Annotated in this window: 20 protein-coding genes; 7 read left to right on the forward strand and 13 right to left on the reverse strand. The window is 37.6% G+C overall.

The genetic code is table 11. The annotated features are described in order from the left end of the window. Nucleotides 1-35 precede the first annotated feature (35 nt). The 3 genes from CA2015_RS01210 to CA2015_RS01220 all read right to left on the reverse strand — a co-directional run bounded on the left by CA2015_RS01210 (nt 36) and on the right by CA2015_RS01220 (nt 6,938). Nucleotides 36-404 (reverse strand): response regulator, encoded by a 369-nt coding sequence (locus CA2015_RS01210; protein WP_084011589.1) that lies wholly within the window; start codon nt 402-404, stop codon nt 36-38. A gap of 444 nt (nt 405-848) precedes the next feature. Continuing rightward, nucleotides 849-3,725, reverse strand: a complete 2,877-nt coding sequence (locus tag CA2015_RS01215) for a PD-(D/E)XK nuclease family protein (RefSeq protein WP_048640238.1) — start codon at nt 3,723-3,725, stop codon at nt 849-851. Further along, a complete protein-coding gene (locus CA2015_RS01220) occupies nt 3,726-6,938 on the reverse strand; it encodes a UvrD-helicase domain-containing protein (protein ID WP_048640239.1) in 3,213 nt (1,070 codons plus the stop codon). It abuts the gene before it with no gap. A 202-nt stretch (nt 6,939-7,140) separates the two neighbouring features. Between CA2015_RS01220 and CA2015_RS01225 the strand changes: the two genes are divergently transcribed. Next, on the forward strand, nt 7,141-7,878 hold the full coding sequence (locus tag CA2015_RS01225; protein WP_316934195.1) for a YdcF family protein: 738 nt from the start codon (nt 7,141-7,143) through the stop codon (nt 7,876-7,878). 32 nt (nt 7,879-7,910) lie between these two features. Here CA2015_RS01225 and CA2015_RS01230 read toward each other — a convergent pair whose 3' ends face one another. From CA2015_RS01230 to CA2015_RS01240, 3 genes are all read right to left on the reverse strand, one after another. After that, nucleotides 7,911-8,369 (reverse strand): CBS domain-containing protein, encoded by a 459-nt coding sequence (locus tag CA2015_RS01230; protein WP_048640241.1) that lies wholly within the window; start codon nt 8,367-8,369, stop codon nt 7,911-7,913. A gap of 251 nt (nt 8,370-8,620) precedes the next feature. Next, the gene (locus CA2015_RS01235) at nt 8,621-9,367 is read right to left on the reverse strand and encodes a copper homeostasis protein CutC (protein WP_048640242.1); all 747 of its coding nucleotides are present in this window, start codon (nt 9,365-9,367) and stop codon (nt 8,621-8,623) included. An 11-nt stretch (nt 9,368-9,378) separates the two neighbouring features. Next, complete coding sequence (locus CA2015_RS01240) at nt 9,379-10,371, reverse strand: isoaspartyl peptidase/L-asparaginase family protein (protein WP_048644288.1); 993 nt, start codon at nt 10,369-10,371, stop codon at nt 9,379-9,381. Nucleotides 10,372-10,649: 278 nt separating this feature from the next. Here CA2015_RS01240 and CA2015_RS01245 point away from each other — a divergent pair, with 278 nt between their 5' ends. The 4 genes from CA2015_RS01245 to CA2015_RS01260 all read left to right on the forward strand — a co-directional run bounded on the left by CA2015_RS01245 (nt 10,650) and on the right by CA2015_RS01260 (nt 16,981). Further along, on the forward strand, nt 10,650-11,894 hold the full coding sequence (locus CA2015_RS01245) for an ROK family protein (RefSeq protein ID WP_048640243.1): 1,245 nt from the start codon (nt 10,650-10,652) through the stop codon (nt 11,892-11,894). Nucleotides 11,895-11,918: 24 nt separating this feature from the next. Beyond that, nucleotides 11,919-14,246: a PIG-L family deacetylase gene (locus CA2015_RS01250; protein WP_048640244.1), complete on the forward strand. Its 2,328-nt coding sequence runs from the start codon at nt 11,919-11,921 to the stop codon at nt 14,244-14,246. 156 nt (nt 14,247-14,402) lie between these two features. Next, the gene (locus CA2015_RS01255) at nt 14,403-15,302 is read left to right on the forward strand and encodes an ROK family protein (RefSeq protein WP_048640245.1); all 900 of its coding nucleotides are present in this window, start codon (nt 14,403-14,405) and stop codon (nt 15,300-15,302) included. A 290-nt stretch (nt 15,303-15,592) separates the two neighbouring features. Beyond that, entirely contained in the window at nt 15,593-16,981 is a 1,389-nt protein-coding gene (locus tag CA2015_RS01260; RefSeq protein ID WP_048640246.1) for a vanadium-dependent haloperoxidase, read from the forward strand. 1 nt (nt 16,982) lies between these two features. Here CA2015_RS01260 and CA2015_RS01265 read toward each other — a convergent pair whose 3' ends face one another. Further along, the gene (locus tag CA2015_RS01265; protein ID WP_048640247.1) at nt 16,983-17,552 is read right to left on the reverse strand and encodes a DUF1349 domain-containing protein; all 570 of its coding nucleotides are present in this window, start codon (nt 17,550-17,552) and stop codon (nt 16,983-16,985) included. A gap of 237 nt (nt 17,553-17,789) precedes the next feature. Here CA2015_RS01265 and CA2015_RS01270 point away from each other — a divergent pair, with 237 nt between their 5' ends. Beyond that, nucleotides 17,790-17,987 carry a hypothetical protein gene (locus CA2015_RS01270; RefSeq protein WP_048640248.1) on the forward strand — a complete coding sequence of 66 codons (198 nt, stop codon included), beginning with the start codon at nt 17,790-17,792 and terminating at the stop codon, nt 17,985-17,987. A gap of 80 nt (nt 17,988-18,067) precedes the next feature. On the opposite strand, the gene CA2015_RS01275 is transcribed toward CA2015_RS01270, so the two are convergent. From CA2015_RS01275 to CA2015_RS01290, 4 genes are all read right to left on the reverse strand, one after another. Further along, complete coding sequence (locus CA2015_RS01275) at nt 18,068-19,114, reverse strand: hypothetical protein (RefSeq protein WP_048640249.1); 1,047 nt, start codon at nt 19,112-19,114, stop codon at nt 18,068-18,070. Nucleotides 19,115-19,559: 445 nt separating this feature from the next. After that, nucleotides 19,560-20,288: a sulfotransferase-like domain-containing protein gene (locus CA2015_RS01280; RefSeq protein WP_084011590.1), complete on the reverse strand. Its 729-nt coding sequence runs from the start codon at nt 20,286-20,288 to the stop codon at nt 19,560-19,562. Between the two features lie 2 nt (nt 20,289-20,290). After that, nucleotides 20,291-21,202, reverse strand: a complete 912-nt coding sequence (locus CA2015_RS01285) for an aminotransferase class IV (protein ID WP_048640250.1) — start codon at nt 21,200-21,202, stop codon at nt 20,291-20,293. 57 nt (nt 21,203-21,259) lie between these two features. Further along, complete coding sequence (locus tag CA2015_RS01290; protein WP_048640251.1) at nt 21,260-22,225, reverse strand: Kelch repeat-containing protein; 966 nt, start codon at nt 22,223-22,225, stop codon at nt 21,260-21,262. Between the two features lie 490 nt (nt 22,226-22,715). Here CA2015_RS01290 and CA2015_RS01295 point away from each other — a divergent pair, with 490 nt between their 5' ends. After that, a complete protein-coding gene (locus CA2015_RS01295; RefSeq protein ID WP_048640252.1) occupies nt 22,716-23,390 on the forward strand; it encodes a carboxypeptidase-like regulatory domain-containing protein in 675 nt (224 codons plus the stop codon). Nucleotides 23,391-23,412: 22 nt separating this feature from the next. On the opposite strand, the gene thrC is transcribed toward CA2015_RS01295, so the two are convergent. Beyond that, nucleotides 23,413-24,705, reverse strand: a complete 1,293-nt coding sequence (thrC, locus tag CA2015_RS01300) for a threonine synthase (protein WP_048640253.1) — start codon at nt 24,703-24,705, stop codon at nt 23,413-23,415. A gap of 26 nt (nt 24,706-24,731) precedes the next feature. Next, nucleotides 24,732-25,676: a homoserine kinase gene (locus tag CA2015_RS01305; RefSeq protein WP_048640254.1), complete on the reverse strand. Its 945-nt coding sequence runs from the start codon at nt 25,674-25,676 to the stop codon at nt 24,732-24,734. Between the last annotated feature and the right edge of the window lies 1 nt (nt 25,677).

The following is a 25,677-nucleotide window of genomic DNA, read 5'->3' on the forward strand; positions in this document are numbered from 1 at the left end:
ATGCTACAATGGTTTTCAAAAATCAACCAACACTATTAATCGGCCAAAAGTTCTATGTAATTCTCTTCCTTTAAAGGCTTAACCAAAAAACCACTTATCTGTTTAAACTCTTCACTTTTTATCACATCTCCTGGATCCAAAGATGCAGTAAGCATTTTAACGTTTCCATTGATGCCTTCGGCCTCCATCCGCTTTAAAAATTCCCACCCATCAATTTCCGGCATATTAATGTCCAATAAAATAACATCTGCATTATTCGTGCCTAACCATTCTAGTGCTTCAAAAGGTTTTACGAAGAAAACCATATTCACACCTAGATTCATTTTTTGTAAAACACGCTTGTTGATCATATGTTGGACCTTGTCATCATCAACAAATACAATTGTATGCTTTTTCTGCTTCACCTATTAATCTGTTTTCTAATCTTATGTGCTTTACCTTTCGTTTTTCCCTTATAACTTCATTAGCCCAACACCTCAAAAACACCCAATTTGGGCAATTTATACTATTCAAAAACCTAACGATGGTTTAAAAAATTTTGACCAATTAAAAACTACTATAGTCTTGTCATGATTTTTAATTTTCAAAGGTCGAAATAATTACTATTTTAATCCAATTTATAATTCATTACCTTTTAACCGTCATTAAGATTTTGTTGTTCCCTTAATTTCCAGAAAGATAAGGCAAGATTGTTTTTAATAAGGTTGATCTTAATAAAAAAACAATCAAATCGTTGATATTTTGCTTTTTCACCGAGAAAACCCTGCCAAATTAATTGAAAAATATTTTTTTTCACCTATTTACTGAATTCATATTGACGCTATAAATTGCATTCTTAACTCTATTAATCATCTTGAACAGATATTGGTATAGGGACAATATTCGCATTTCCCAGTATCGGTAGTTTGGTCGAAATCTTGGTCCTTATCAAATATTTCTTCAAGGGTACCCTGAAGCCCCAAAAGGTACTCATCTCTATAATTCGCGTAGTCAGTAACTTCTATTTTCTTCTGATGCCCTATGGTTTCTTGTAGGTAAGGATTAAAATCTTCTTTGAAAATCTCTCTTAAATTGAATATGGCAGGTTTAAGAAAGAATTGATTGTCTGGGAAATTTGCCTCATACAATAGACCATAAAAGAAAGTTTGCATCGCCGCCTTATTTCGATCTTTGCTGTCTCTGTCAAACAAACTATCAATCCCTTTAAAGCTTTTTTTGTCCTGACCGGACTTATAGTCAATCAAACGAACAGTTTCACCTATCCGGTCCACCCTGTCTATAATACCCCCCAAAGCCACATTAACTACCCCATCCTCAATATTAATCGGCACAAATGCCCTGTATTTTTTCCCTGCTTCCAAGGAAATAATTTCAAATGGAGCCGATTCTTTGTCTTTAACAAGCACACCTTGCAAATACTTCTGAAGGACATCCCTTGCGATCACCAATTGCCCTGTGAGTTTTTGGCTTTCTTCATTCTCCAGAAAATATTGCTTTTTTATAGCTTTCATTACCGCTGGGTATACAAAATCTTTTAACCCGTCTATATCTGACTCCTCCAATACCTTCCGCTTTTTCCTTTCAATAAATCCCATGTATAGGTTTTCAAGCGACATGTGTACAAGATTTCCAAAAATAGCTGGATCCACTTCCTCTTGCACTTCCTCAGGCACTTCAATTCCTGCTATATAAGTAAGGTAAAACTTTAGCCTGCAATCCAACCATACATTCAATGCCGAAGGTGAAAAAGAAACTGGTTCCCACTCTCCGTTTGAAGGTTTGGTATACCTCTTTAAAAGATTTATAATTGACTTATCTTTTTTTATTGAAATCGGCTTTGCTGCTGATAAATTAACTGGAATGTGGGTAACGGAATCCTTTTTTTGGATGCCTTTTTGATTCATCTCTATCTGGAGCTGATGAATATACCGACTTTTTTCACCTACCTGACCTTGAGAACCCGCAGTGGTATAAAGTAAATGAACATCTTTGGCCTGATGCAAAAGTCTATAAAAGGTATAGGCATATATGGCATCATTTTGCTCTTGGATAGGCATACCAAAGGCCTTACGAAGATTAAATGGGATCATTGAATTCATGGAATTTGAAGGAGGAAAACTTCCTTCGTTCATATTACAAATAATGACCCTTTTGAAATCTAAGTTTCTAGACTCTAGAACCCCCATTATCTGCAGGCCTTCCAATGGTTCCCCTTTAAATGGAAGTTTAATTTCCCCAAAGACCTGACGAAAAATCCTTAACAGAAAAGCTATACTCACTTCTTCTCTAATCTCTTTCTCCACAATGGCCTTGAGACGGTTCATCTGCTTGAAACACTGGTAAAGGTAAGTTCGCTCCATACTGTTTTCTTCCAATGGTTCGGCCAACATCTGAATTAACTCAATCAGATTATCCATCAGGTTGTCAGTGGTCATTTGCTGAAATATTTTCGCAAACAAAGGCCCTCCAGTACTTAAAATTGAGGTGGAAACATATAACGTGTTATTTCTCGTAAAACCATCAATCAAATTTTGTGAAAATTCGGGTGCAGTATCATACAGATAAACTGTAGACAATAGTTCTTTGACAGGCTTATGGTAGAACAATACATCTTCATTCACTACCCGGATATATCTTTGCAGATCCACAACTGCCTCAAGAAAGGTGAAAACAGGAGTATGTTTGACTGGATACCCCATAGTGACATTAATCTTATTGACCTTGTCTGGGAGTAAGTTGAGCACTGGGAAAAGAAGCTGTTCATCAGGTAAAATAACAACTGTCTCCTCCCAATTATTTTCTAAATCAGGAACAGCCTCCAAAATGGCTCCCACCATATTTGCCTGATTGATTTTCAAGGGGACTGCGTAAGTATGTACCTTCCTTTCGCTCTCTTTAATACGTGCAGGAGTAGTCTGAGGAAATGTTGGCCCTAGTACCTTGTCCTTTTTGTAATCTCTAAAAAACATACCAGCTTCCTGGTTTAGGGCATTTAAATAATACCGATCAATGTCCCAAAAAACCTCAGCTCCAAAGTTTTCAACAAAATATTTCACAAGTTTTTCTTCAGCCCCAGTAAATGCATTAAAACCAACGAATACAATACTTTTATCAGGAGACTTCATTTTACCCAGGCCTTCAGCGACTTCTCGATAAATTGCTCCTCCATAAGCCAAACCTAGTGTTTTGAGTGAAGTATTAAACTGTTTGTACAAGGGAAATAAGACATCCCAAAATCGTAAAAACTTCTCTTGATGGAACCGATCCCTACTTTCAAATGAAGCCCAAAACGCTTGAATTAATTCGATCTGTGTAGTGGAAAGAAAACTCCAATCGCTTTCAAGGATTTTTTGCTCTTTTAGGTTGATGAATAATTTTTCAGGATTTACCAAAAATTGGTCAAGGTCATTAAAGTCCCTGAGAATCATTTCTCCCCAAAAATAAAATCTATCAAAGCTTTCTTCACTACCAGAAAGGGGTTTGAACACCTTATAAAGTTCGTAAATCAAACTTAGCTTATCTGCTGGTCGTTTACCGGCAATGTCACAGAAAAAATCTTCAATTGTAATTACTTTCGGCATATAGGCCGGTTTGGTTACTAATTGACCTAGGTATTTGGTAAAGAACAAGCCTGCTCTTCTATTAGGTAGTATTACTTGAAAATCTTTTAGATCAACCCCTCTCTGCAATAAATCTGCGGCAGTACGCTTTAAAAAACCATCCATTTAAATAACCTTTACAATTGAACCACTTTCTAAATAACAGATGAACCCCTGAACGCCCCTCTCCTTCTCTATACTTTTCACCAGTGCAACATAATCGGTTACCTGTTTTTTATGTGCTTCTCTTTCTTCTCCTGTCTTAAAATCTATTACTTCTATTCTATCAGCATAATAAATAATCCTATCGGGTCTTTTAAACTCTCCCCCCGGAAGAAATATCCCTTGTTCGGTTAGCACCTGCCCCGAGCCATCAAACCATGAGTTAAAAGAACTTTGTTGGCAAAGTTTCTCAAATTGCACTTCTAAAGATTTCCTTTCCTCCTCTGTCACGGCACCATCAAAAAACATGGATTGGAGTTCAAGTAGAAAATCCATTTTGGTTTGAGATTTCTCTATTATGCGATGGACCAAGACTCCAAATTCCCTCTTAGAAGCAATTTCTGAGGTCTCGAACTCTCCAAATACTTGCTTGACTTGTAATGAAGTTTCCCATGGTCTGTATTTCCACACCATGGATTGGGTGGCCTGAGGCTCCGTTTTTTTAGTCTCATTTTTATGCCAATCCCCGAAATCAAATTCTAGTTTTTCATGGTTATAATAAGTTTGAAAGTTCAATAACTCATCTCCATGAGCATTAAACCCCATGATCTCGCGCATCAAATCTGCCACTGTAGTCAATTTATTATCTTTCCTTGGCTTATTGTAAGGTACCATTCCTAGAAGAACCTCTTCTGCACGTGTAAATGCTACATAAAGCATATTTAACGAATCTAGGTGATGCAAAAGGTTTTCCTCTAGGTAAACTGCTGAAAAAGAAGAATCGAGAAGCTGTGGCCTTAAGGTTAAAGGAATAATTGCCGGAGGTAAATTCTCATCCCAATCGTATTTTGCCCAAATAATATTTTCCTTGCCTGTATCAAACAACTTCCAGTCCAGATAAGGCAAAAGCACTACCTTGTACTGCAAACCTTTAGATTTATGGATGGTTTGAATCCTAATGGCGTCAAATTCTTCTGGAATTTTAACTGTTCTTTTATAACCTTGCTGCTCCCACCAGTTGAGGAATCCCCCAAGATCAGCTCTATTTTTGGCTATAAAGTCAAACACCGCCTCCTTAAACCCAGACAAATAAGCCAATTCTCCAATCCCCTCATTTAAACCTATAAGATCAATCATTGCTTCAAGTAGATCCATTAAAGGTAATTTCCTGAAAGTCGGAAGCTGTTTATAAAGTTTCTCTTTAAGCCCTATTAATTCCTCAGGAAGGCTATCTACCTTAAATAAAACATGGTCAAAGGAAATATTTCTAATCCTTGCCAATTGAATCCAAAATGTTTTTTCCGCAAGGGTATCTTCCACATCATTAACAATTCGCAAAGCTGCCAAAAGGCATTTGACGACTGTGGATTTGGTTAGATACAATGCCTCATCTGATAATACATCGTACCTATAATTATTTCCTTTGTTGTCTTCCGCATAAGCCATAAAAGCTTCTGCAATTTTTGCCGCTTGCCCATTCTTTCGAACTAGGATAGCTATGTCTTTCAATTGGTAACCTTGATCCAACAATCCTTCTACCTGTTGAGGTAAAAGCCTCAGTACTTCATCATCATATTTAGTTTCTTTGTCAGTTTCAATAAAAGACAACTTTACTTTTCCGTTGATGCCCTTGGCTTTTTGCCTAGAAGCCACTTTTTGTAGGATATCAGCATAGGCTATTTCTATCATCTCCATGCTTGGATCACCTAAAGTTGACTTTAAGTGATCACTTAAATATTGAGACAATTTTGAAAACAAGGTATTGTTGAAGGCTACAATATTAGGTAAACTCCTGAAATTAGTATCCAGCTTTTTTACATTTAGACCAAAATGTCCAAGGTCACCTTCCACCTGCTCCATTAGTAAACGCATTTCTCCCCCTCTCCATCGGTAGATAGACTGCTTGACATCTCCTACTACCAAATTTGACTTTCCCATAGAAAGGGTATTTAGCAAAAGAGGCCTAAAACTTGCCCACTGAAACCCTGAAGTGTCCTGAAATTCATCCAATAAATAATGCTGAAACCTATTCCCTACTTTTTCATATATGAACGGGGCATCATTGTCACTTGTAATTGATTTAAGAAAGTCGTTGGTTTCAGAAATCAGGAGCATATTCTCCTCTTCCTTCAACTCTTTTAACTCTCTAAGCAGGTAACCAAATAAACCAAAAGTATATAGATTTTTAGAAATGGCGTCGAGTGTATTCCACTGTTTTGTCAAAGGACCAAATTCCCTTAGAATATCCCCCAAGCCATCATGATAAGCCATTTCTATTGCCGTTTTCACTTTACTGGTTTTGGTATACCATCCTTCTGGACCTAGCAATAATTTTTCTTGTAGACTGGTAAGAGTAGGTATGGGACTGTTCTTATCTCCCAATTGATCAAACTTTTTACTAAATGACCTTGACCCTCCACTAAAATCTTCCCAGGCCAATCCATAGTTACTCCTAATGGATTGAGCTGAAGATTTTAACTCCAATGCTTTGTTAATAATTAGCTGTTTCTGTTCAAAAATGAAATCTTTGAAGGCTTGAAATGTTTCAGGGTTCTCTAAGAAATCATTGACTTCTTTTTGGACCATTTTAAAATCCTCAAGAAAGATTTTCTTTCCCAGGTCTTCTACCGACTTTCTAATATCCCAAGATTTCCCCTCTGTAATCTTGCTTATCGAAAACTCAACCATCCACTTGTGCAACCCTGGATCATCCGCCACTCGAAGCATAAGCCTGTCTACTGTTCTGGCCATTACACTATCAAGATCCAATTCTACATCAAATTTGGCCTGTAAATCAATCTCTCTGGCAAATGCCCTAATTACTTTTTGAAAAAAACTATCGATGGTGCTCACCGAAAAAGAGCCAAAATCATGAAGGATCGCTGACAAAACCTCCCCAGCCCTTGCGGACAATTCCTCGGGGCTTAACTGCCATTTCTCCAATAACTCCTTGTCCATTGTTTCAGAGACATCCACCCCTTTTTTTAGCCTTTTCAACTCATCGATGATTCGGTCTTTCATTTCTTGAGTAGCCTTATTGGTAAAGGTTACAGCCAAAATACGCCGAAATGCCATGGGCGATTCAAGGGCTAGCTTCAGATAAGCTGTGGTAAGGGTATAAGTTTTACCAGACCCAGCAGACGATTTATAGATTTGTAAGGGAGTTTCTGTGACCATTTAAATCAATCGGTTTTGACATTCCTTTCACAAAATTGACATTATTTCATTTCGTGAAAAGTGAAGTTATGAAGAAAAGTTTCAGACAATAGCTAAATATTGAATAATTTTGAAATTGAATTCAAAGTAAAGTTTATAAGGATATTCCAAAATACCAGGTACAATGTTTTTTTATATTTCCCAGTTGTTCAGTTTTTTAATAATGCCATTTAGTATCTGCCTAATGCTTCTTCTTCTAGGCTATATTTTCAATAAAAAATCATGGGGTAAAAAACTCTTGCTAGCAGGCATTGTACTCCTATTGTTTTTTTCAAATTCCTATTTATCCAACCTACTGATTTACAATTGGGAACCTCCAACGAAAGACCTATCCACTTTGCCTGTCTATGAATTAGGCATTGTACTGACGGGAGTTACGCATATAGACAAATTACCTAAGGACCGTACCTACTTTGCTCGTGGAGCAGATAGGGCCACACATACGGTACAGTTGTATAAAATGGGTAAAATTAAAAAGATCTTAATTTCTGGAGGATTGGGTTTTAATCCAGTCCATCCTTTATCTGAAGCCGAATCATTAAGAGATTTTATGGTATGGGCTGGGGTTGATAAATCGGATATAATAGTAGAAACAAAAGCAAGCAATACTCGAGAAAACGCCGTTTTTAGTGAAAAAATAATTACCTCCAAAGAAGTCGGTCTAATTCAATCCAACCAGTTGTTATTAATAACCTCTGCCTTTCATATGAAACGTGCCACGGCTTGTTTTGCAAAAGTTGGCCTACACCCCGATACTTTTCCGGTAGATTTTTACGGAAAAATACCGAGAGCCAATTTAAGATCAATTATTCAACCGAGCATTGACTCAATTTTGATATGGCATAAATTAACCAAAGAATGGATAGGAATAGCTGTATATTCCCTAGTTGGATATATATAGTCTAAAAGTTATTTTCAGATTGGCTGTTGGTCCTACCAAGTTGAAGCCTTAAGCTTCGGCATTGCTCTGACAATATCACTAACACTTATTTGACCTATTAGTTTTTCATCTTTAACAACGGGAAATCTTCTGATTTTCATTGTTAAAAACCTATCTGCAGCATCAAATATTGAAATTTCAGGCGGCAAGGTAAAAACTTGAGTTGTCATGTGTTCAGCTACTGAAGCTGGGAATTTCGGGGTATTTGTATACTGTCCTTTTATTATTTCTTTTAGGCAATCTCCTTCCGAGATCATTCCTACTAGTTTTCCACTCGCATCTACTACGGGTGCACCAGAAATCCTTTTTCTCGTAAGCACTGTGATCACATGATCGATTGTATCTTCAGGCTTAAACGTAATCAAATTTGTGGTCATGTAATCCTGAACAAGAATCGGCTGATCACTTATTTTAGATGGGGCCATTCTAACCCCCTGGAAACTTTTCACCATTATTTTATAGGGTTTATTGAAGGAATAATATACTTTTTTATTCCCTAAAAAACAAATAAAACACCTATTAAATTAAATACGACTAAACATTATTAAGAAACTCACCCTAATATAACACAGGATAATTGGAACTTAAAAGACATTAGCTAATAACACCTAAAGTACAAGCCGGCATCTAACTTCGATATGGCAAGTGAAAACTCTAATAAAAGCATCGACCCCTATAATCAGAAAACTAAGACCATTAAAAATTAAATCTTTTTAAGGCCGTCGGAAAATTCCTTCATTAAATCCGGATCAACCGTAAGCACCATACCTTCAGTTTCTTCCATTAAAGAAAGTTTTAAATGCTCATTTGAAGCAAGCATAGAAGACGGTCTGAACTTCTTACAAGAAGCATGAATTTCCCTAAGTCCCCCAGCCTTGTCTAAGGTCACAATATCTTCAAGCTTTAATCCCCCTCCTGGAAGGATGATGATTTTATCCTTTGCATGCTGAATTAAGTCAAGCAATAAAGGCAATCCTTCTTTCACCTGATTTTCACCACCAGAAGTCAGTATCCTTTTAAAACCCAGCCCAACAATCTCCTTCATTGCTGCTTTTTTATCCAATGCAACATCAAATGCTCTATGGAAAGTACATGGTTTATCTCCGGCAATTTGAATTAACTCCTCGCAATGCGTTTTATTTACTTCTCCCATATTGTTCAGGATTCCAAAAACAAATCCATCAGCACCATTATCCAAAAAAGAATGAATATCCTCTTTCATGACTTCAATTTCTGAACTGCTATAAACAAAATCTCCTCCTCTTGGCCTAATCATCACGAAAACTGGTACATTAACCTTTCTTTTGATGACTTTAAATAAGCCAAGACTTGGGGTGGTCCCTCCCTCTCCAAAGTCAGCGCAAAGTTCCAGTCTATCTACACCATTCTCTACTGCAAGCAATGCTGCTTCAAGGGTGTAAACGGGGGCTTCAAATAAAATCTTTTTCATAACCGTTATTCTTATTTAAACCAGCTATTTGCATCAACAAGCTTTTGATATTGCTGATTATGTTGGGCAAAGTTAAACCCTGGCCTGATGGAATAAGCACCAAACTCTCCATCCCTATTTAACGCCAAAAAGCCTATCTGCGTGTTTTCCAAATCTTTACTTTTGGCGACAGCACGTTTCACGGCTTCTTCACAGGCTTCCTGAGGTGTTCTTCCTTGCCGCATTAGTTCTACAATAAGGAAAGCGCCACAAATGCGGATAACCTCTTCTCCCAAGCCTGTTGCCGTAGCAGCTCCAACTTCGCCATCCACAAATAGACCAGCACCAATTATGGGACTATCACCTACTCTCCCATGCATTTTATAGGCAACACCACTAGTAGTACATGACCCCGCCAACTCCCCTGATGCGTCAATTCCTATCATCCCTATTGTATCATGGTTTTCTATATTTATTATAGGCTTATAATTGGAGGTCTTTTTCCATTTATTGTAGGCATTACTTGCATGTGGGCTTAAAATCTCTTTCTCAAGTGGCATTCCTTCTTGAATAGCAAATTGTCTTGCTCCCTCTCCAACTAAAAATACATGTGGTGTTTTTTCCATCACCTTCCTAGCAAGGGTTATTGGATGCTTTATTTGCCTTACAAAAGCCACAGACCCACAGGAACCATCACCTTTCATTATAGAAGCATCAAGAGTCACCAGGCCCTCCCTATCAGGCAAACCATAAATCCCTACTGAATACATATTTTTATCAGACTCAGTGACTTTCACCCCCTCCTCAACAGCGTCCAGCACATTTCCATTTGCTGATAAAATACTCCAAGCCTTGGTATTCGCCGCCATGCCATGGTTCCAGGTCGACAATACTTGGGGTTTAAAAAACTTCTTGTTTTGGAAGGTCGTGCTTTTTAAATCAATACCAGCAACTTGGCCCGAAATAGGAGCAAGAGCAAAAGAAGATATTAATGATTTTTGAATAAATTTCCTTCTACTTTCCATACAAATATTATTTTCTGCTAAAATTTGAAAAATATGATAAACAAACATGATTAATTTTTTTCAAATAATGGCTTGGGTTTAGTTATTTTTATAAATAATTTGAATTTTCAAAAAACATGCAATTAAGAGATATTATCCTATTAATTGTAAAGGATTAAGGAATATAGAAATTAAAACCATTTCTTAATTGTAAGGAACCTATTTGAAAAATAAAATTTTTTTAAATAAGTTACCCTAATTAATTAAAATTTTTATTATTTTGCATCAAAATTTATCTCATGAATTTAATCGACCCAAAAATAGTACTTGACAAAAAGGAAGGTGTAGTTGAAATCAAGAACTATATTAACAAGCTTAAAATTGTAAAAGAGTTATACACTCTTGGAAACAATACTGCCAGTAATATTTGCAATCTGGTTGGCATTAGTTTACCTACAGTTAACCTCTTGTTAACAGACTTATTGGAGGAGCAGATTATAATTAAAGAAGGCAGGGGACAATCTCAGGGAGGTCGAAAACCAGACCTGTACGGACTAGCCCCGGGCTCCTTCTATATTTTGGGAATTGATTTGAATAGATTTGGCGCAAAGGCCGCCATTTACAACACAAAGAATGAAAAGGTTAGTAAGATTGAATCAATTAAATTATCCTTAAATAATGAATTGGAAACACTGGATGCTATCTATGATTTCTCTATGAAAATCATTCATTCTTCTGGGATTCCTGAGGAAAAAGTCATTGCAGTTGGCATAAGTATGCCTGGGCTGGTGGACAGTGTTTCAGGTGTAAACCACACCTATCTAAAATCTGGCAAAAAGACTCTCAAGGATCAATTAGAGGATAAATTTGGCAGAAAAGTTTTTATAGAAAATGATGCTAGAGCTAAAACACTGGCAGAGTTTAAATTTGCAAATAAAGGCACAAACAAAAATGTGATGGGCATTTTTGTTGATTGGGGAATAGGCTTAGGCATAATTATAGACGAAAAACTCTATAGAGGCTATTCAGGGTTTGCTGGAGAATTTAGCCATTCACCTTTATTTGATGCAAAAGAGATTAGCTGCACTTGTGGCAAAAGAGGATGTTTGGAGGCGGTGGCTTCAGGTGGAGCAGTAGTCCGCTTGGCTAAGGATGCTATATTATTGGATAAAGACTCAATTCTAGCCAAACTAGCAGACGGTAAAGAGGAAAACCTTGAGCCTTCCACAGTAGTAGAGGCAGCAATTGCAGGAGACCAGAGAGCCATAAGTATATTGTCGGATGTAGGTTTAGATTTGGGAAGAGGAATTGCCATTTTGATACAGTTGTTAAACCCTGAATTAATTATTTTAGGAGGGGCAATAGCTGAAGCCAAACAGTACATAACTACGCCAATTCAACAGGCATTGAATATATACAGTATGGCGAAATTAAGAGAGAAAACCTCGATAGAACTTTCTCAATTAGGGATGGAAGTAGGCCTTAAAGGGGCTATTGCCATCGTTAATGAGCATATTTTTGAGGACACAATAAATTCACAATAGGTTAAACAAATTAGATACAAGCATATGTTAGCGAATTACCCACTTTCGAAGACTGAAGAAGCTTTCTTTAGAGATTCTGATATTGAAAAAATCACAACAAAAATTCCTTATCTAGCAGTTGATAATTTTCCTAAGTTAGGTTTGCTTACAGCTTGCCGATTCTTGGAATGGGTTTCAACAAACCCTGAAGGGGTAATTAGCTTACCTACTGGTAAAACTCCAGAATATTTCATCAAGTGGACAAAATTTCTTCTTGAGAATTGGGAGGGTAAAAAAGGCCTTGAAATTAGAGAAAAATATGGTTTAATCGACTGTGCCAAGCCAGTACTAAATGGCCTTCATTTTGTACAGATAGATGAGTTTTATCCAATTTCATCAGCGCAAAAAAACAGCTTCTACCATTATGTAAACAAGTTTTACATTGAAGGTCTAGGCTTGGATCCTAAAAAAGCGTTGCTTATAAACTCTGATGATATAATCCTCGCAGAAGGCAAAAGCTATAAAGAGATCTTTCCTGATTCAAAAGTAGATTTATCCCTAAGGTTTAGAGAGTATAAAACACCTCAAGAAAAATTGCAACAGGAATCCATCTACTTGATCGATCAATGGTGTGGCAATTACGAAGCAAAAATCCGTGAAAAAGGTGGAATAGGTTTCTTCCTAGGAGGAATCGGCCCTGATGGTCATATTGCTTTCAACACAAGAGGATCAGATATTTTTTCTACAACCAGACTTACAGAAACAAACTTTGAAACCCAAGCTGTTGCAGCAGGTGACCTAGGAGGTATTGAAATATCTGCCAATCGCCTTGTTATTACAATTGGCTTGGACACTATCGTTCATAACCCTGATGCTGTCGCTATTATTATAGCTGCTGGTGAAGCCAAAGCTGGTATAGTAAAACAATCATTGGAACATTCAATGACCAATGTTTATCCAGCCACAGTACTACAGAAATTAAAGAACGGTAGATTTTATATCACCAAAGGTGCTGGCTCCAAATTAACTGACAGTGCAGATCAGTATTACTTCACAGGTGAATGGAACGACACAAAGACCGAACGTTCTGTATTGGATCTTTGTAAGAAGTTGCAGAAATATGGCCATCGTATCACACTGGAAGACCTTAGGAATGACAAGTACACCAGTCAAATCCCTGATTTGAATGAACATACTGTAAAGAATGTCATCAAAAGTATCAGTGCGAAGATCGACAAGGGTATGGAAGAGGAGAAAAATGAAGTCTTCCTTCATACCGGACCTCACCATGATGATATCTCTTTAGGGATATTGCCACAAATCACTAAGCAATTACATGAGAACAGCAATGATGCTCACTTTGCGGTACTTACATCTGGATTTACAGCTGTAACCAACACCTTTGTAATTGATACGCTTAGAAGTACCAAGAGATTCTTGGACAATGGAAGAATTCAAATGGTTAAATTTGAAGATTTCTATGCCTCAGGTTACAAGTTGAAAATGGACAAAGATGTGTACCATTACTTGACAAATGTAGCCTCTGACAATGCTGAAGAAAGACTTAGAGGACTATGTCACCGATTGGTGAGAGCCATTGTCTTCACCTTCGGTATCAAGTCGACAATGCAGTTAAGAGAGCAAATTAATGAAATCATCACTGTTCTTAAAAACTCCTATGATGGAGAAAAGAATCCAAAAAATATCCAGACCCTAAAAGGGATGATCAGGGAATTTGAGGAAGAACTTGTATGGGCTCACTTTGGTGTTCAAGTTAAAAATGTTCACCACCTAAGACTAGGATTCTATACAGGCGATATTTTCACAGAGCAACCAGACAAGAAAAGAGACGTAGAACCTATCCTCAATATGCTAAGGGAAATCAAACCTACGAAACTTAGTTTGACATTAGACCCTGAAGGCAGTGGCCCTGATACGCATTATAAAGTATTACAAGCAACTGCTGAAGCGGTAAGACAATGGAGCTTAGAAGAAGACCTCAGTAATTTTAAAATTATAGGCTATAGGAACGTATGGTTTAAGTTCGATGCTGCTGAATCTAACGTTATTGTACCAGTTTCTTTGGGAGACATGTCAGTAATGGAAGATTCCTTCTCAAACTGTTATATGAGCCAGGTAAATGCTTCCTTCCCTAGCTACGCACACAATGGTAAGTTCAGTACCCTAGCCAAAAAGACTTGGGTAGACCAACTTAGTGATGTGCAGCTTCTTCTTGGTAAAAATTATTTCTACCAACATCAGTCAGCGAAAGTCCGCTCAAGCCATGGTCTGATATTTTTCAGAGAAATGGAAGTGGAGGACTTCCTTGTTGAAGCCAGAGAGTTAGAAAAATCTACAGAAGGTATGCTCTAACCCAAAAAGATTACTTATCAGATTCGCCTGTAAAAAAATAATATAGGCGAATCTGGTATTTCATTAGGCTTTAGTTTGGCCAAGGGTCTAAATAAAAAGACACCTTGATTGGATACATTATAATTAATCGGGTATATCCTGAAATTTGGGAGTAAAATGAAAATTAACAATATGGTTCTTGGATTAGATATTGGAGGTACAAAAATTAGTTCAGGATTATTTAGAGATGGTGAATTGACCGATAGCATGGAGATAAAAACTCCAGCAAATTCTCCAAAAGAAGAGATACTTGAGACCATTTCTAAACAAATAGAAGCTTATAAACACTATAATTTAAAAGCTATAGGAATAGGTATTCCTGGACTAGTAGATCCCATACACGGGATAATCTATAATTTGGCCAATATACCATCGTTCCATAATGTTAATCTAAAAAAATATTTGGAAGAAAGATTCGGCATTCCAGTAGCCGTCAATAACGATGCGAATTGCTTTGCCTTAGGAGAATATAAATTTGGGGCAGCAAGAATACACAAGCATGTGGTCGGCATTACACTTGGTACAGGCATTGGTACAGGTATTATAGCCAATGGTCATCTATACACTGGAAGACTCTGTGGTGCTGGAGAATGGGGAGCAATCCCTTACCTAGATGGTACTTTTGAAGACTATTGCGGAAGTAAATTTTTCAAGGAAAGATACAAAACAAGTGCAAAAAAGCTTTCTGTTAGAGCCAGTGAAGGTGATCAGGAGGCAATTGAAATTTTTTACGAATTCGGAAAACACATAGGAGAACTGATTTACAGACTATTGCTCACATTTGCTCCAGAGGCGATTGTGATTGGTGGTTCAATTAGAAAAGCATTCCCCTACTTTGAAAAGGGAGTTCAAGAAGTTATTGATGCATTCCCTTACCTACCGATTTCCGAAAACTTAAAACTCTACGTTTCTTCATCAAATGATTCAGCCATTTTAGGAGCCATTTCTTTAGTCGAAGAAAACGAATATTTGGTAAATAATGAAGCAACCATAAACATCTCCAACCCTTTGGTCTAACCATTGGCTTTGATATCCCTTCAAAATAAAAACTTGTTAGTAGTTTTGACAAAGTTTTTTTGTTTATCTTTTCACAAAGTGAATTGAAACAAATGGCAAGCGTGATTATTTAAGTAATGCCTTTCCCTACACGCCTTTTCTCATTATAAACTACCAAATCACCATAAGCCCCAACAACAGCTCTATTTATACTTTGGGTTAGGGTATTTCAAGTCATTATAGATTATTTATTACATATTTCGGGTTTATAGTATTTTTGAATACATTTATAGACCCAATTATTTCCCAGTATGTCTATAGGTAAATTTTATTTAATCACTACTTTCCTATTCGCAACAATTACGAATAATCTTTTTGCTCAAGTCAATACTTCTAAAGTCGACATCTCTGAAGTGGAAGTTTTTGCAAGAGACAAGATGATAGAACACCTGTTTTCCATAACAGATATAATGGTTACAGATGTCACTAGCCCTCCTGGAGCCGCTAGATTTTATGCTTATTCCCTTTTAGGAGCTTACCTCGTTTATGGAGTTAATGAATCGCCCCTTCTACAACAGCTTCAGCATCCAATACCTAAACCAGATCCAACTCTACTCCCAGATAGAAAAGGAATAAATTTAGCTTTTACAAGTACCTACGCCATGTTGGAAGTTGGGAAAAACATAATGCCTTCTGGTAAAAAACTAACAACTGCACAGGAAACCTTGGTGCGTGAGTATAGCAAAAAGAAACTCATCAAGAAAAAGGCTTTAAAACAAAGTATTGACTATGCAAAAAAAATTGCAGCAGTTGTATTGAATTACGCCAAGGAGGATGGTTACAGCCGCCTTAGCACCCTCAAAAGATATAGCCCAAGTAAAGGCCCTGGTAAATGGTACCCCACTCCTCCTGCTTATATGGCAGCCATAGACCCGGAGTGGCGAACAATCCGACCCTTCTTTTTGGAAAACTTAGCAGCTTATAGTCCCCCTTCTCCTGCTGAATATTCTGAAGACAAAAGCAGTTCATTTTTCAGGCAATTATTGGAGATTTATGAAGTCACTACACAATTGACCGAAGAGCAAACGCTAATAGCCAATTTCTGGGACTGTAATCCTTTCAATGTCTCTTATAGTGGGCATATGGCTATAGGTCTCAAGAAAATCTCACCAGGCGGCCATTGGATGGGGATTACTGGCATTGCAAGTCAGAAGGCTGGGTTGAATTTTAAAGAAAGCCTTTATATCCATACCCTTGTAGCAATGGGTCTTCATGATGCCTTTATTAGTTGTTGGGATGAAAAGTACAGAAGTGACCGCATAAGACCCCTTACAGCCATCAATGAACTTATTGATGAGACATGGCGCCCCATTTTACAAACCCCACCCTTTCCTGAATACACAAGTGGGCATAGCGTGATTTCTAAAACCTCCGCTGTGTTATTGACTTCTTATTTTGGTGAAAATTTTAATTTTATCGACGACTCAGAAGTATTCTTTGGTCTACCTGAGCGAGAATTCGATTCCTTTCTCAAAGCATCGGATGAAGCAGCCATATCAAGACTATATGGAGGAATTCATTTCAGAGATGCCATAGAGGTAGGCATGCAACAGGGAGAAAAAATTGCCAAATATATCCTAAAAAGAACCCAATCTCATCCAAACCTATTGGGTGGTAAATCCACCGGTCGTTCTAAATAACCTATTCAGCATTAGCTACTTTAATTTCAAAGTGATCAAAAGTGACTTCAAACCCACCCCCCTTTGGAGAAGCAGCCATAAAGCCTATTTTTAATGAAGGTGAAGGAGGAAAATAGGCTTGCCGAAGTAGCTGATAGGTCGAACCATCTAAGCTATAACTTACCTCTACATAATCGTTACCTCTTTTAGCTTTAATAAAGAAAGTCTCCGGCATTCCCTTTATAGGGGCAACTGACCAATCTGAGCATTCTCTGGTAACAACTGCACTGGCTTTTTGAATATCATCTACATATTCTATTCCTGCCTTTATCCAATTTTCCCAATCATGAAAAATCATCAGGCCTGCTTGATCGTATAAATCAGTGTATTTTCCGGAAAATTGAAGCAAAAATTCAAAATTACCCGATTGTTCTGTAAATAAAAAATGACCATTTTCACTTATAAACCCATAATGAGTTTTTCTCCAAAAGTCGGTTTCAGCATCAGTCTTCAAATGCAAAGTCCCATTGTCTTCTGACCATGAATGAGGCGGGTTCATCCAATTAAATTCTCTTCCTTCAATATTTATCATAAATGATATGACTTCTAATTTTACATTCAATTTATTCAACAAATACCAGTGCTGCTTTCAATTTACAAATCGACACCATACCACACCTAAGATCAAAGCTCCTCATCTTCAGAAGTCAAGTTATCCTTAATAGACCTGTTCATTATTAAATCATTTAGGACAGGATTCCACCGAATCGCTAGCCACTATATATGGCATGGTTTTAGCCATTTTTCTAATTCATCAAGCAATAAAGCCATGAATTTAAGCCAATCCTCCGTAAGAAGCTTAGAAAATCCTTATTTTATTTCTGAAAAAGGAGATGAAGTAGATAAGGGCAGCAATCGATCGACTCCAGGAACATCTGGTGATGGTCCTCGGCCACCCAGAGAGGAAGAATATCCAGATGACAACGAAAAAAAAGATGAAAAAGTCAAAAAAAAGCACAAGAACTGAGAAAATTCTCAATTCTTGTGCTTTTAATCTTTATTCATGAAACCAAATCCCGTAATTAAATGGGATTAATTTAAATTAATTTAGTTTACATCAATCACCATTTTCCCTAATGAAACCACTATTTTTAATAGCCTGTCATTAATGCCTTTTCTAGCTGAGGCAAATGAATCTTTATTGTAGCAATCTGTGTAATCACTCAGGTGCAAGAAGAGTTTACTTCCTCCATCGGTAAGTTCTACACTTATCTTCAAGCCACTACTATAATCTAGTTGAACCATGTCCATTTGTCGCAATTCCGGTTCGCTTTTTCTTCCTGTAAGTTTGTTGAAAAACAACTGCTTCTTATAATCAGAAATACTTACCAATTCTTCATGCATTGCATCGGAAGGTGGCTTGGTTCTAAACCTATCGAATATTTTCTTGTTTTCACCTTCTGAGGTAATATTGAAAGTTTTCTCTCCGTATAGCTTATACCTAATCTGCAAATCAACATGAAAATCATAAAGGCTTTTCTCTTTTCCTTTTAGATCTTTCACCAAATCTTCAATCAATGAAATCTGTAATTCAATATTTTTGTCCTTATCCAGATCTAAAATAACGTGATTTCTTTCATCAAAAGCCAAATAGGCTTCAAATCCCTCTTCAATATTAAGAATCCTTTCTTTTAGGTCTTCGTATCCTGCATGAGACTCTTTATAGGCCCCATTGTTCTTTGTAACGATTTTGTCAATCTGTTGAGATAGAACTACACCTTTAATCACTATTTTGGTTTTTTCTTCATCCATAGATGGAAAAGAATTTCCGGCTAAAAAAGTATGGGTAAAAATAGCTGCTTGCTGGTGTGCGTTAAACACCAAAAATCTTCCTTCAGCATTTGGGTAGCCAATTATTGTTCGGCTAAGTTCAGAATCAAACCCAAGGACATAATCATAATCTTGTCCCTTGATTTCTTCCAAGGCCGGTAATAAAAACTTATAGTTAAGATTTTCATCAGAGTTTTGCCCAGGAGTATAGAACAAGGTTTCCATTTTACTTTCTGAGACAGATTTTAACCCTTTTGCAGTCTCTGGCAAATAGATTAACCCTTTCGGTGTAATATTTACTTCTACAGGCTGGTCGTTTTCCATTGGTATACGTATTTCAATTTTATAGGATGTACCTAATTTGTGTAAACTATTGATATGCTAACCCAGACGATTCCTTTTTTATCTTTTGAAATCCCAGGCGGAAGGAATAAGTATCAAAATTATGTTTTAATAAACGACAAAGCAAGAAAGCAACCGAACCTTTCTAAAATATTCTTATTTTCACCAATCGCTTCTTCTCTAATTTAATGAATCCTTTAAATAAATCTCCAAATTCTCCATTATCTATACCTCTATGTAGATTGCTTATTATAATTGCGAGATCAATACCCTCTCCCCAATTATTAAAAAATTCAAAAAAAAGTGAAATTTATAACTTTGAATGAGCAGGAATAAAACATGAGAAAACCTAATATTAATTCCTAAAGTAATTTCAGTCCCTCATTTGGCCCGCCCAATTCCTTATCTACTTTTTAACTGCAGCCGACTAAAGAGCATGCTTCACAAGATTTTCGTAAATGGGTTGACATTCTTTAAGCAATGGAACCAAATGGTTAGGAAATTCAACCTTCTTTTTCTGGTATGGCTGAAAACCTGTGGATAAATGCACATTTCGGTACCAATACTTTGCCCAAATACCATCTTCTGGAATAGGTCCCTGCTTCCATTTGAGCATCTCTTGCATAAATGGAATTCCTACAACAGTAGATAATTTTCGCAACTGTCCCTCAGGGTCTTGCAAAACCATTTTTGCATCAAGAACGACAAATGGTAATTTTTTAGTTTTAAAAAAATCTAACAACTCAATTTGCATGGCGTAACCAATATCTGCCATGCTAGGCTGATCTATCACCTTGGAAAAAGACAAAAGCATTTCTTCCGGACTCCTTGTCAAAATAATATTGGCCCCAGCCTGCATAAATTGCCAATCAAGTTTGATTAAATGATGGCTCATGTTTTTATAAAAGGCTACAGGTTTGGATTGGTCCCCCAACATCCACTCAATTACCTTCCTTCCATCTGTTTCCATATTTGACAAAATCTCATCGGCACCTGGGTGAAAGGGTTTGGCAGATGAGTGGCTTAGATAATGTGCATACAAAGGTTCGTCGGCTACAATGGTATCGTTTCGCTGGGCAAAACTGTACATTAAGGCTGTTGAAATATTCCGTGGGCCAGACCAAAGGAATATCTTTTTATTGTTTTTATCTGCCATGTTTATCTCAATTGTTTGGCTACAAGCCCTTCATACAACTGGCGTAAATGAGCTGTGGTTGGACCACAAGCTCCAGGACCAATAGATTTTCCATCAATTTTCACCACAGGAGTTAACCCTCCAAAGGTGCCTGTAACAAACGCCTCATCAGCACCATATACATCAAATAAGGAAAAGTTTTTCTGAAGGCAAACAATACCGTTTTGAGCACAGACTTTTATCACATTCCCTCTAGTGATTCCATTCATACAGTACTCCCCGGTAGAAGTCCATACTTCATTCCCTTTTACCATAAAAAAGTTGGTTGCATTACATGTTGAAACAAAACCATTGATATCTAGCATAAGTGCTTCATCAGCACCAGCTTCTATGGCTTGAATCAACGCTTGAACCTCATGAAGCTTACTATGGCAATTTAATCTGGGATCCAAGTAATCCGGAGAACCTCTGCGAATGGCACTTGTAAAAAGACTGATCCCTTTGTTCTTACTTTCATCAGCTGCTTGTTTATGCTCCGCAATAATCACAACATTTGGCCCGGAAATAGTTAACCTTGGATCCTGAGAGGGTGTTTTTTTAATGCCCCTTGTCACCATAGCCCTAACATGGATATGATCTTTCATTTCGTTTATCTCTAGGGTACTTTTAACATTCTCTATCAGCTCTTCACGGGAAAATGGAAGCGAAATCCCTATAACCTTTGCAGACTGCCAAAGTCTATCCAGGTGCTGGTCTATAAAAATCAGTTTTCCATTGTGTACCCGAAAGGCTTCCCAAACCCCATCTCCGACAAGATAACCACTGTCATAAACGGATATTTTAGCCTCATCTCTAAGGAAAAACTCCCCATTAATGAAAATTTTGACTTTTTCATTTCTGACATCATCCAATGCCTGATGTGTTCCTTTTACCATACAGTATGAATTAAACTCTCCTCTGAAAGGCGTAAATGCCCTGAATTAAAACGATTATTATTCAACGACTAGTTTTTCTATACTATTCAACTCGGGATTACCTCCTCTATTGCCACAGCCTGCTGCCAGATAGAGGTCATCGTTTATAACCACTGCAGGAAAACCATGTCTTCCTCTATTCAAGTGATTTAGTAATTTCCAACCATTTTCAGGGTGAAAATATTCTACTTCGCTATGCGCTTTAACTTGCACATCACTTTCGCCCCCTATGACCAAAAAACCATCTTTATAGGGAACAGTGGTACTTCCAGCCCGTTCTGTTGGTAAGGGGTGATTTGACAAAGTAGTCCACTCACCTGTTATAAAATCATATACATCCACTTCGGGATAGGTTAGCTCAAAACCATGTCCTTCCTTAGCAAAAGAACGCCTGCCTCCAACGGCATACAACTTGTCGTCTACTACTACTGCTTGAAAATGATCCCTGAGCCTAGGCATTGGAGCCAAAGTTTTCCATTTCCCAGTGGCAGGATCATATTCATCCAAGTAGTCTCTGTTTTCAGCCCAATGCCCATCTTGAGCACCTCCTAATAGGTAGAATTTATCCTTATAAACCACCAATCCGGCAGCTCCTCTTCTTCTTTCTTTTGGTATTTCATGGCTCTTTACCCAAGAATCTCTTAATGGGTTGTATATATAGACATTTGCAACAGGAGTCTCGTGTGGGTACCCTCCTGTGAATGCACCGATCACATATATATTATTCTTATATGTCACCGCTTGAAAATGGTGCATTTCAAAAGGCGCATTTCCTAATTTTCTCCAGTCCGCACTGACCGGGTCAAAAACTTCTACAGGCTTTTCTCCCCTACCACCAATTAAATAGAATTTTCCATCGACAGCCGCACCAGAACATTCATGACGTTCTGTACAAGTATTTTGGGGAGTAAGGGTTTCCCAGCTTTGGGCTTGAATGCCCGTTCCAATTATGGCCAGTGCAAGTGTTAATATAGACTTTAACATAATTTTTTATTCTGGTTTAAAGGTTGATTTTCCGTATAATAATTGACTCTTAAAATTACAAATTTAAACCCAAAATATGCAATAGACATTTTATTACGTGCTGAAATCGCTTTAAAATCAGTCACTTCGTTGCTGTTTTCAATTTCACCATAGCGGTGTTATGCTAAAATCTCCAAACAGCCTGATTTTCTTGCGATTGCAACACTTCCCGTAAACACGGGACAGGCTTCACCCCTGACATTGTCAGGGCGGAGAAATTCTATTACATAATCCGGGTTAAATCACCCAATGGTAATTCTATAAAAATTAATCCTTAGGTAATAAACGAAATCACCTCAACAATCCCTACCAAACAATAAATTTTATCAACCCCACAAAGTGCAACCATCTTATATTTTGTTAAAAATGAGGTTAACGAATGTTAACACCTCACTAAACCTATTTCACCAGCCTATATTTATGACAATTCATTGTCAAACCAATTGTCATTATGCCTTTAATTTACCTTGTTCCATTTCTACTCGCAACCTATACGCCCATTCCCGAAAAAGACCCTAAAGAATTTTTCGAACTTCAAGGAAAGCTAATTGATGCTAGTTCAATGCAGCCAATAGCGAATGCACACATTTTCTGGTCAACACACAAAACCATAAGTAATGAAAAGGGAGATTTTTCAATTCGCGTAAAAGCAGGTATCTCTCTTCAGATTTCACATATAGGCTATGAAAAGACAAGCTACATTGTGGACAGTGTTACAAGTTCTCCAGTTACAATAATTCTTCTTCCTTCAGCTGTAGAATTGGATGAGGTAGTGGTTAGAACCTTACCGAGTGAGCAATCATTTAAGCAACAAGTAATAACTGCGAATCCGGCTTTCCATCTGCAAGAAGAACGCCTAAAAAGTAATGTGAATTTTATAAAAAACATTCACCATTTAAGCTACCATAATGACATGAACAGCTATGACAAACTTTTGTCGGGTCTGAGCGATAAAGGCAGTACCGTTTTATTTTCAAGCAATCCTTCAATGGGAATTCTTGGATTAATCAGAAGATTAAAACAAAAACGTAATCTACCTTCAAAAACAAGGGTGTCAAACCCAAGCCCTAGGCTCCTGTATCCATATATGCGCAAAAAGGAAGGTTATCAAAAATATTTTGAATAAGCCTATACACTCCTGAACAGAATTAGGCCAATAAATAGTTTTTGAATTGGAGGTAATCGTTTTCCATTGTCTCCACCTTCTTGTTTCCTTCCATAAAAGCAGCCAATCTTTCAGGCAACACCACTTTTTCTCCAAGTGCTTCCTCCACAGTACTTCTGAATTTACCAGGATGAGCTGTTTCCAAAAATACACCTTGAAAGGCAGAAGGATGGCCTTTCATAAAAGCTTTCAAGCCAAGATAAGCAACAGCTCCATGTGGATCCATGGTATATCCTGTTTCCTTTTTAACTTCCACCATGGCTTCTTTGGTGCTTTCATCAGAATAAAAACATCCCTGTACTTTCTCCTTTAATTTTTCTTCATCTCCTCCAAATAAAGCCAGCAATCGGAAAAAATTACTTGGGTTCCCTACATCCATGCTATTGCTAATGGTTTGTACGGAAGGTTTTGGTAGGAATGCAGCACCATTCAAATAATCCGGCACCACTTTATTGACATTGGTGGCGGCTATAAACTTATCAACAGGTAAACCCATCCGCTCTGCTAGAATGCCTGCTGCTAAATTACCGAAATTACCACTTGGTACAGAAAACACAAGTTTCTTGCCTTCTTTTGGCAATCTGGAATAAGCATAAAAATAATACAAGCACTGAGGTATCCAGCGGGCAATATTAATAGAATTGGCAGAGGTAAGTAGTAGCTTACTGTTCAAGTCAGCGTCTAGAAATGCTTCTTTTACCAATTTTTGACAATCATCAAAAACACCATTGACCTCTATGGCTTTAATATTTTTACCGAGGGTTGTAAATTGTTTCTCTTGAAGTTCACTAACTTTTCCAGATGGATAAAGAATAACTACTTCAACTCCATCAACATCCAAAAAGCCATTGGCCACGGCACTCCCTGTATCCCCAGAGGTAGCAACCAACACCTTGATCCCATGCTTTTCCTGAAGCATGCTCATCATCTTGGAACAAAATCTGGCACCAAAATCCTTAAAAGCCAATGTAGGCCCATGAAATAGTTCAAGGGTATAGACATCCTTTTCCACCTCAACCACAGGTGCATCAAAATCCAAAGTATGGTCTACGAGTGATTTAATTTGTTCTTTGGTTAAATCTTCTGAAAACAAAGCTTCAATCACCTTATAACCAATTTCTTTGAATGACAGCTCATGCATAGTAGAGAAAAATTCCTCAGGCAATACAGGAATTCTTTCAGGCATGTAGAGTCCTTGATCAGGTGCCAGCCCTTTGATAACGGCTTCTTTTAGATCTACCTTATGATTCGGATTGTTGGTACTGTAATATTTCATTAGAGAGTGACAGATTTGTCAAAACATTAAATTTCTTCTTCGATGATATAGGCTCCGCGGGTATTAATCGCTGACACGTATAAATCAATCGGTAACTGAATTTTATCAAACACTTGTTGAGCCAGTCGACTTACTTCCCAGGCAATCTCCTCATTTGGTGACAATACAAACATGGTCGGGCCGGAACCGGAAATACCACAGCCTAAAGCTCCTGCTGGTATTATACCTACTTTCACCTCATCATAGCCTGGAATAAGAATTGACCTTGAAGGTTCTGCAATCACATCATTAAGTGAGCGACTTATCAGTCCCATGTCTTCTTGGAACAGGCCTGCAACCAAACCCGCTATATTTCCGGATTGGGTAGTAGCATCCTGCAATGTTACATTTCTTCTTAACACACTTCTGGAATCCGAAGTATTCAGTTCCAAATGAGGATGTATCAAGGTACAATATAAACCTCTTGGCACATGCAAAGGAATTACATCCAAGGGTTTATATTCACGGATCAGTACAAAGCCTCCGAGTAATGAAGGTGAGATATTGTCAGCATGTCCCGCTCCACATGCAATTCTCTCGGATTCAATTCCGAAAGGTAATAGGTCTTTTTTTTCATAAGGGTTACCTAACAAAGCATTGGTTGCCATCAAGGCAGCCACTGCACTTGCAGCACTTGAACCCATTCCACTCCCCAAAGGCAAGCCTTTGTAAAGTTCTATTTCTAACCCTCCTTTAAAGCCTAGATTATCCACCATCGCTTTAACAGCAACGCTGCATGTGTTTTTCTCGGACTCATAGGGCAATTTCCCATTGTCTCCGGTTATTTTCACCACCCTAACTCCTGGTGTCTCAGATAGTGACACACTCACCTTGTCTCCTAAGTCTTCTATCGCAAAACCTAAAATATCAAAGCCGCATGAAACATTTGCCACAGTAGCTGGTGCAAATGCAGTAACTTTTTGCTTGTCCATA

Origin of the sequence: Cyclobacterium amurskyense (assembly GCF_001050135.1) — a bacterium.
Lineage (GTDB): Bacteria > Bacteroidota > Bacteroidia > Cytophagales > Cyclobacteriaceae > Cyclobacterium > Cyclobacterium amurskyense.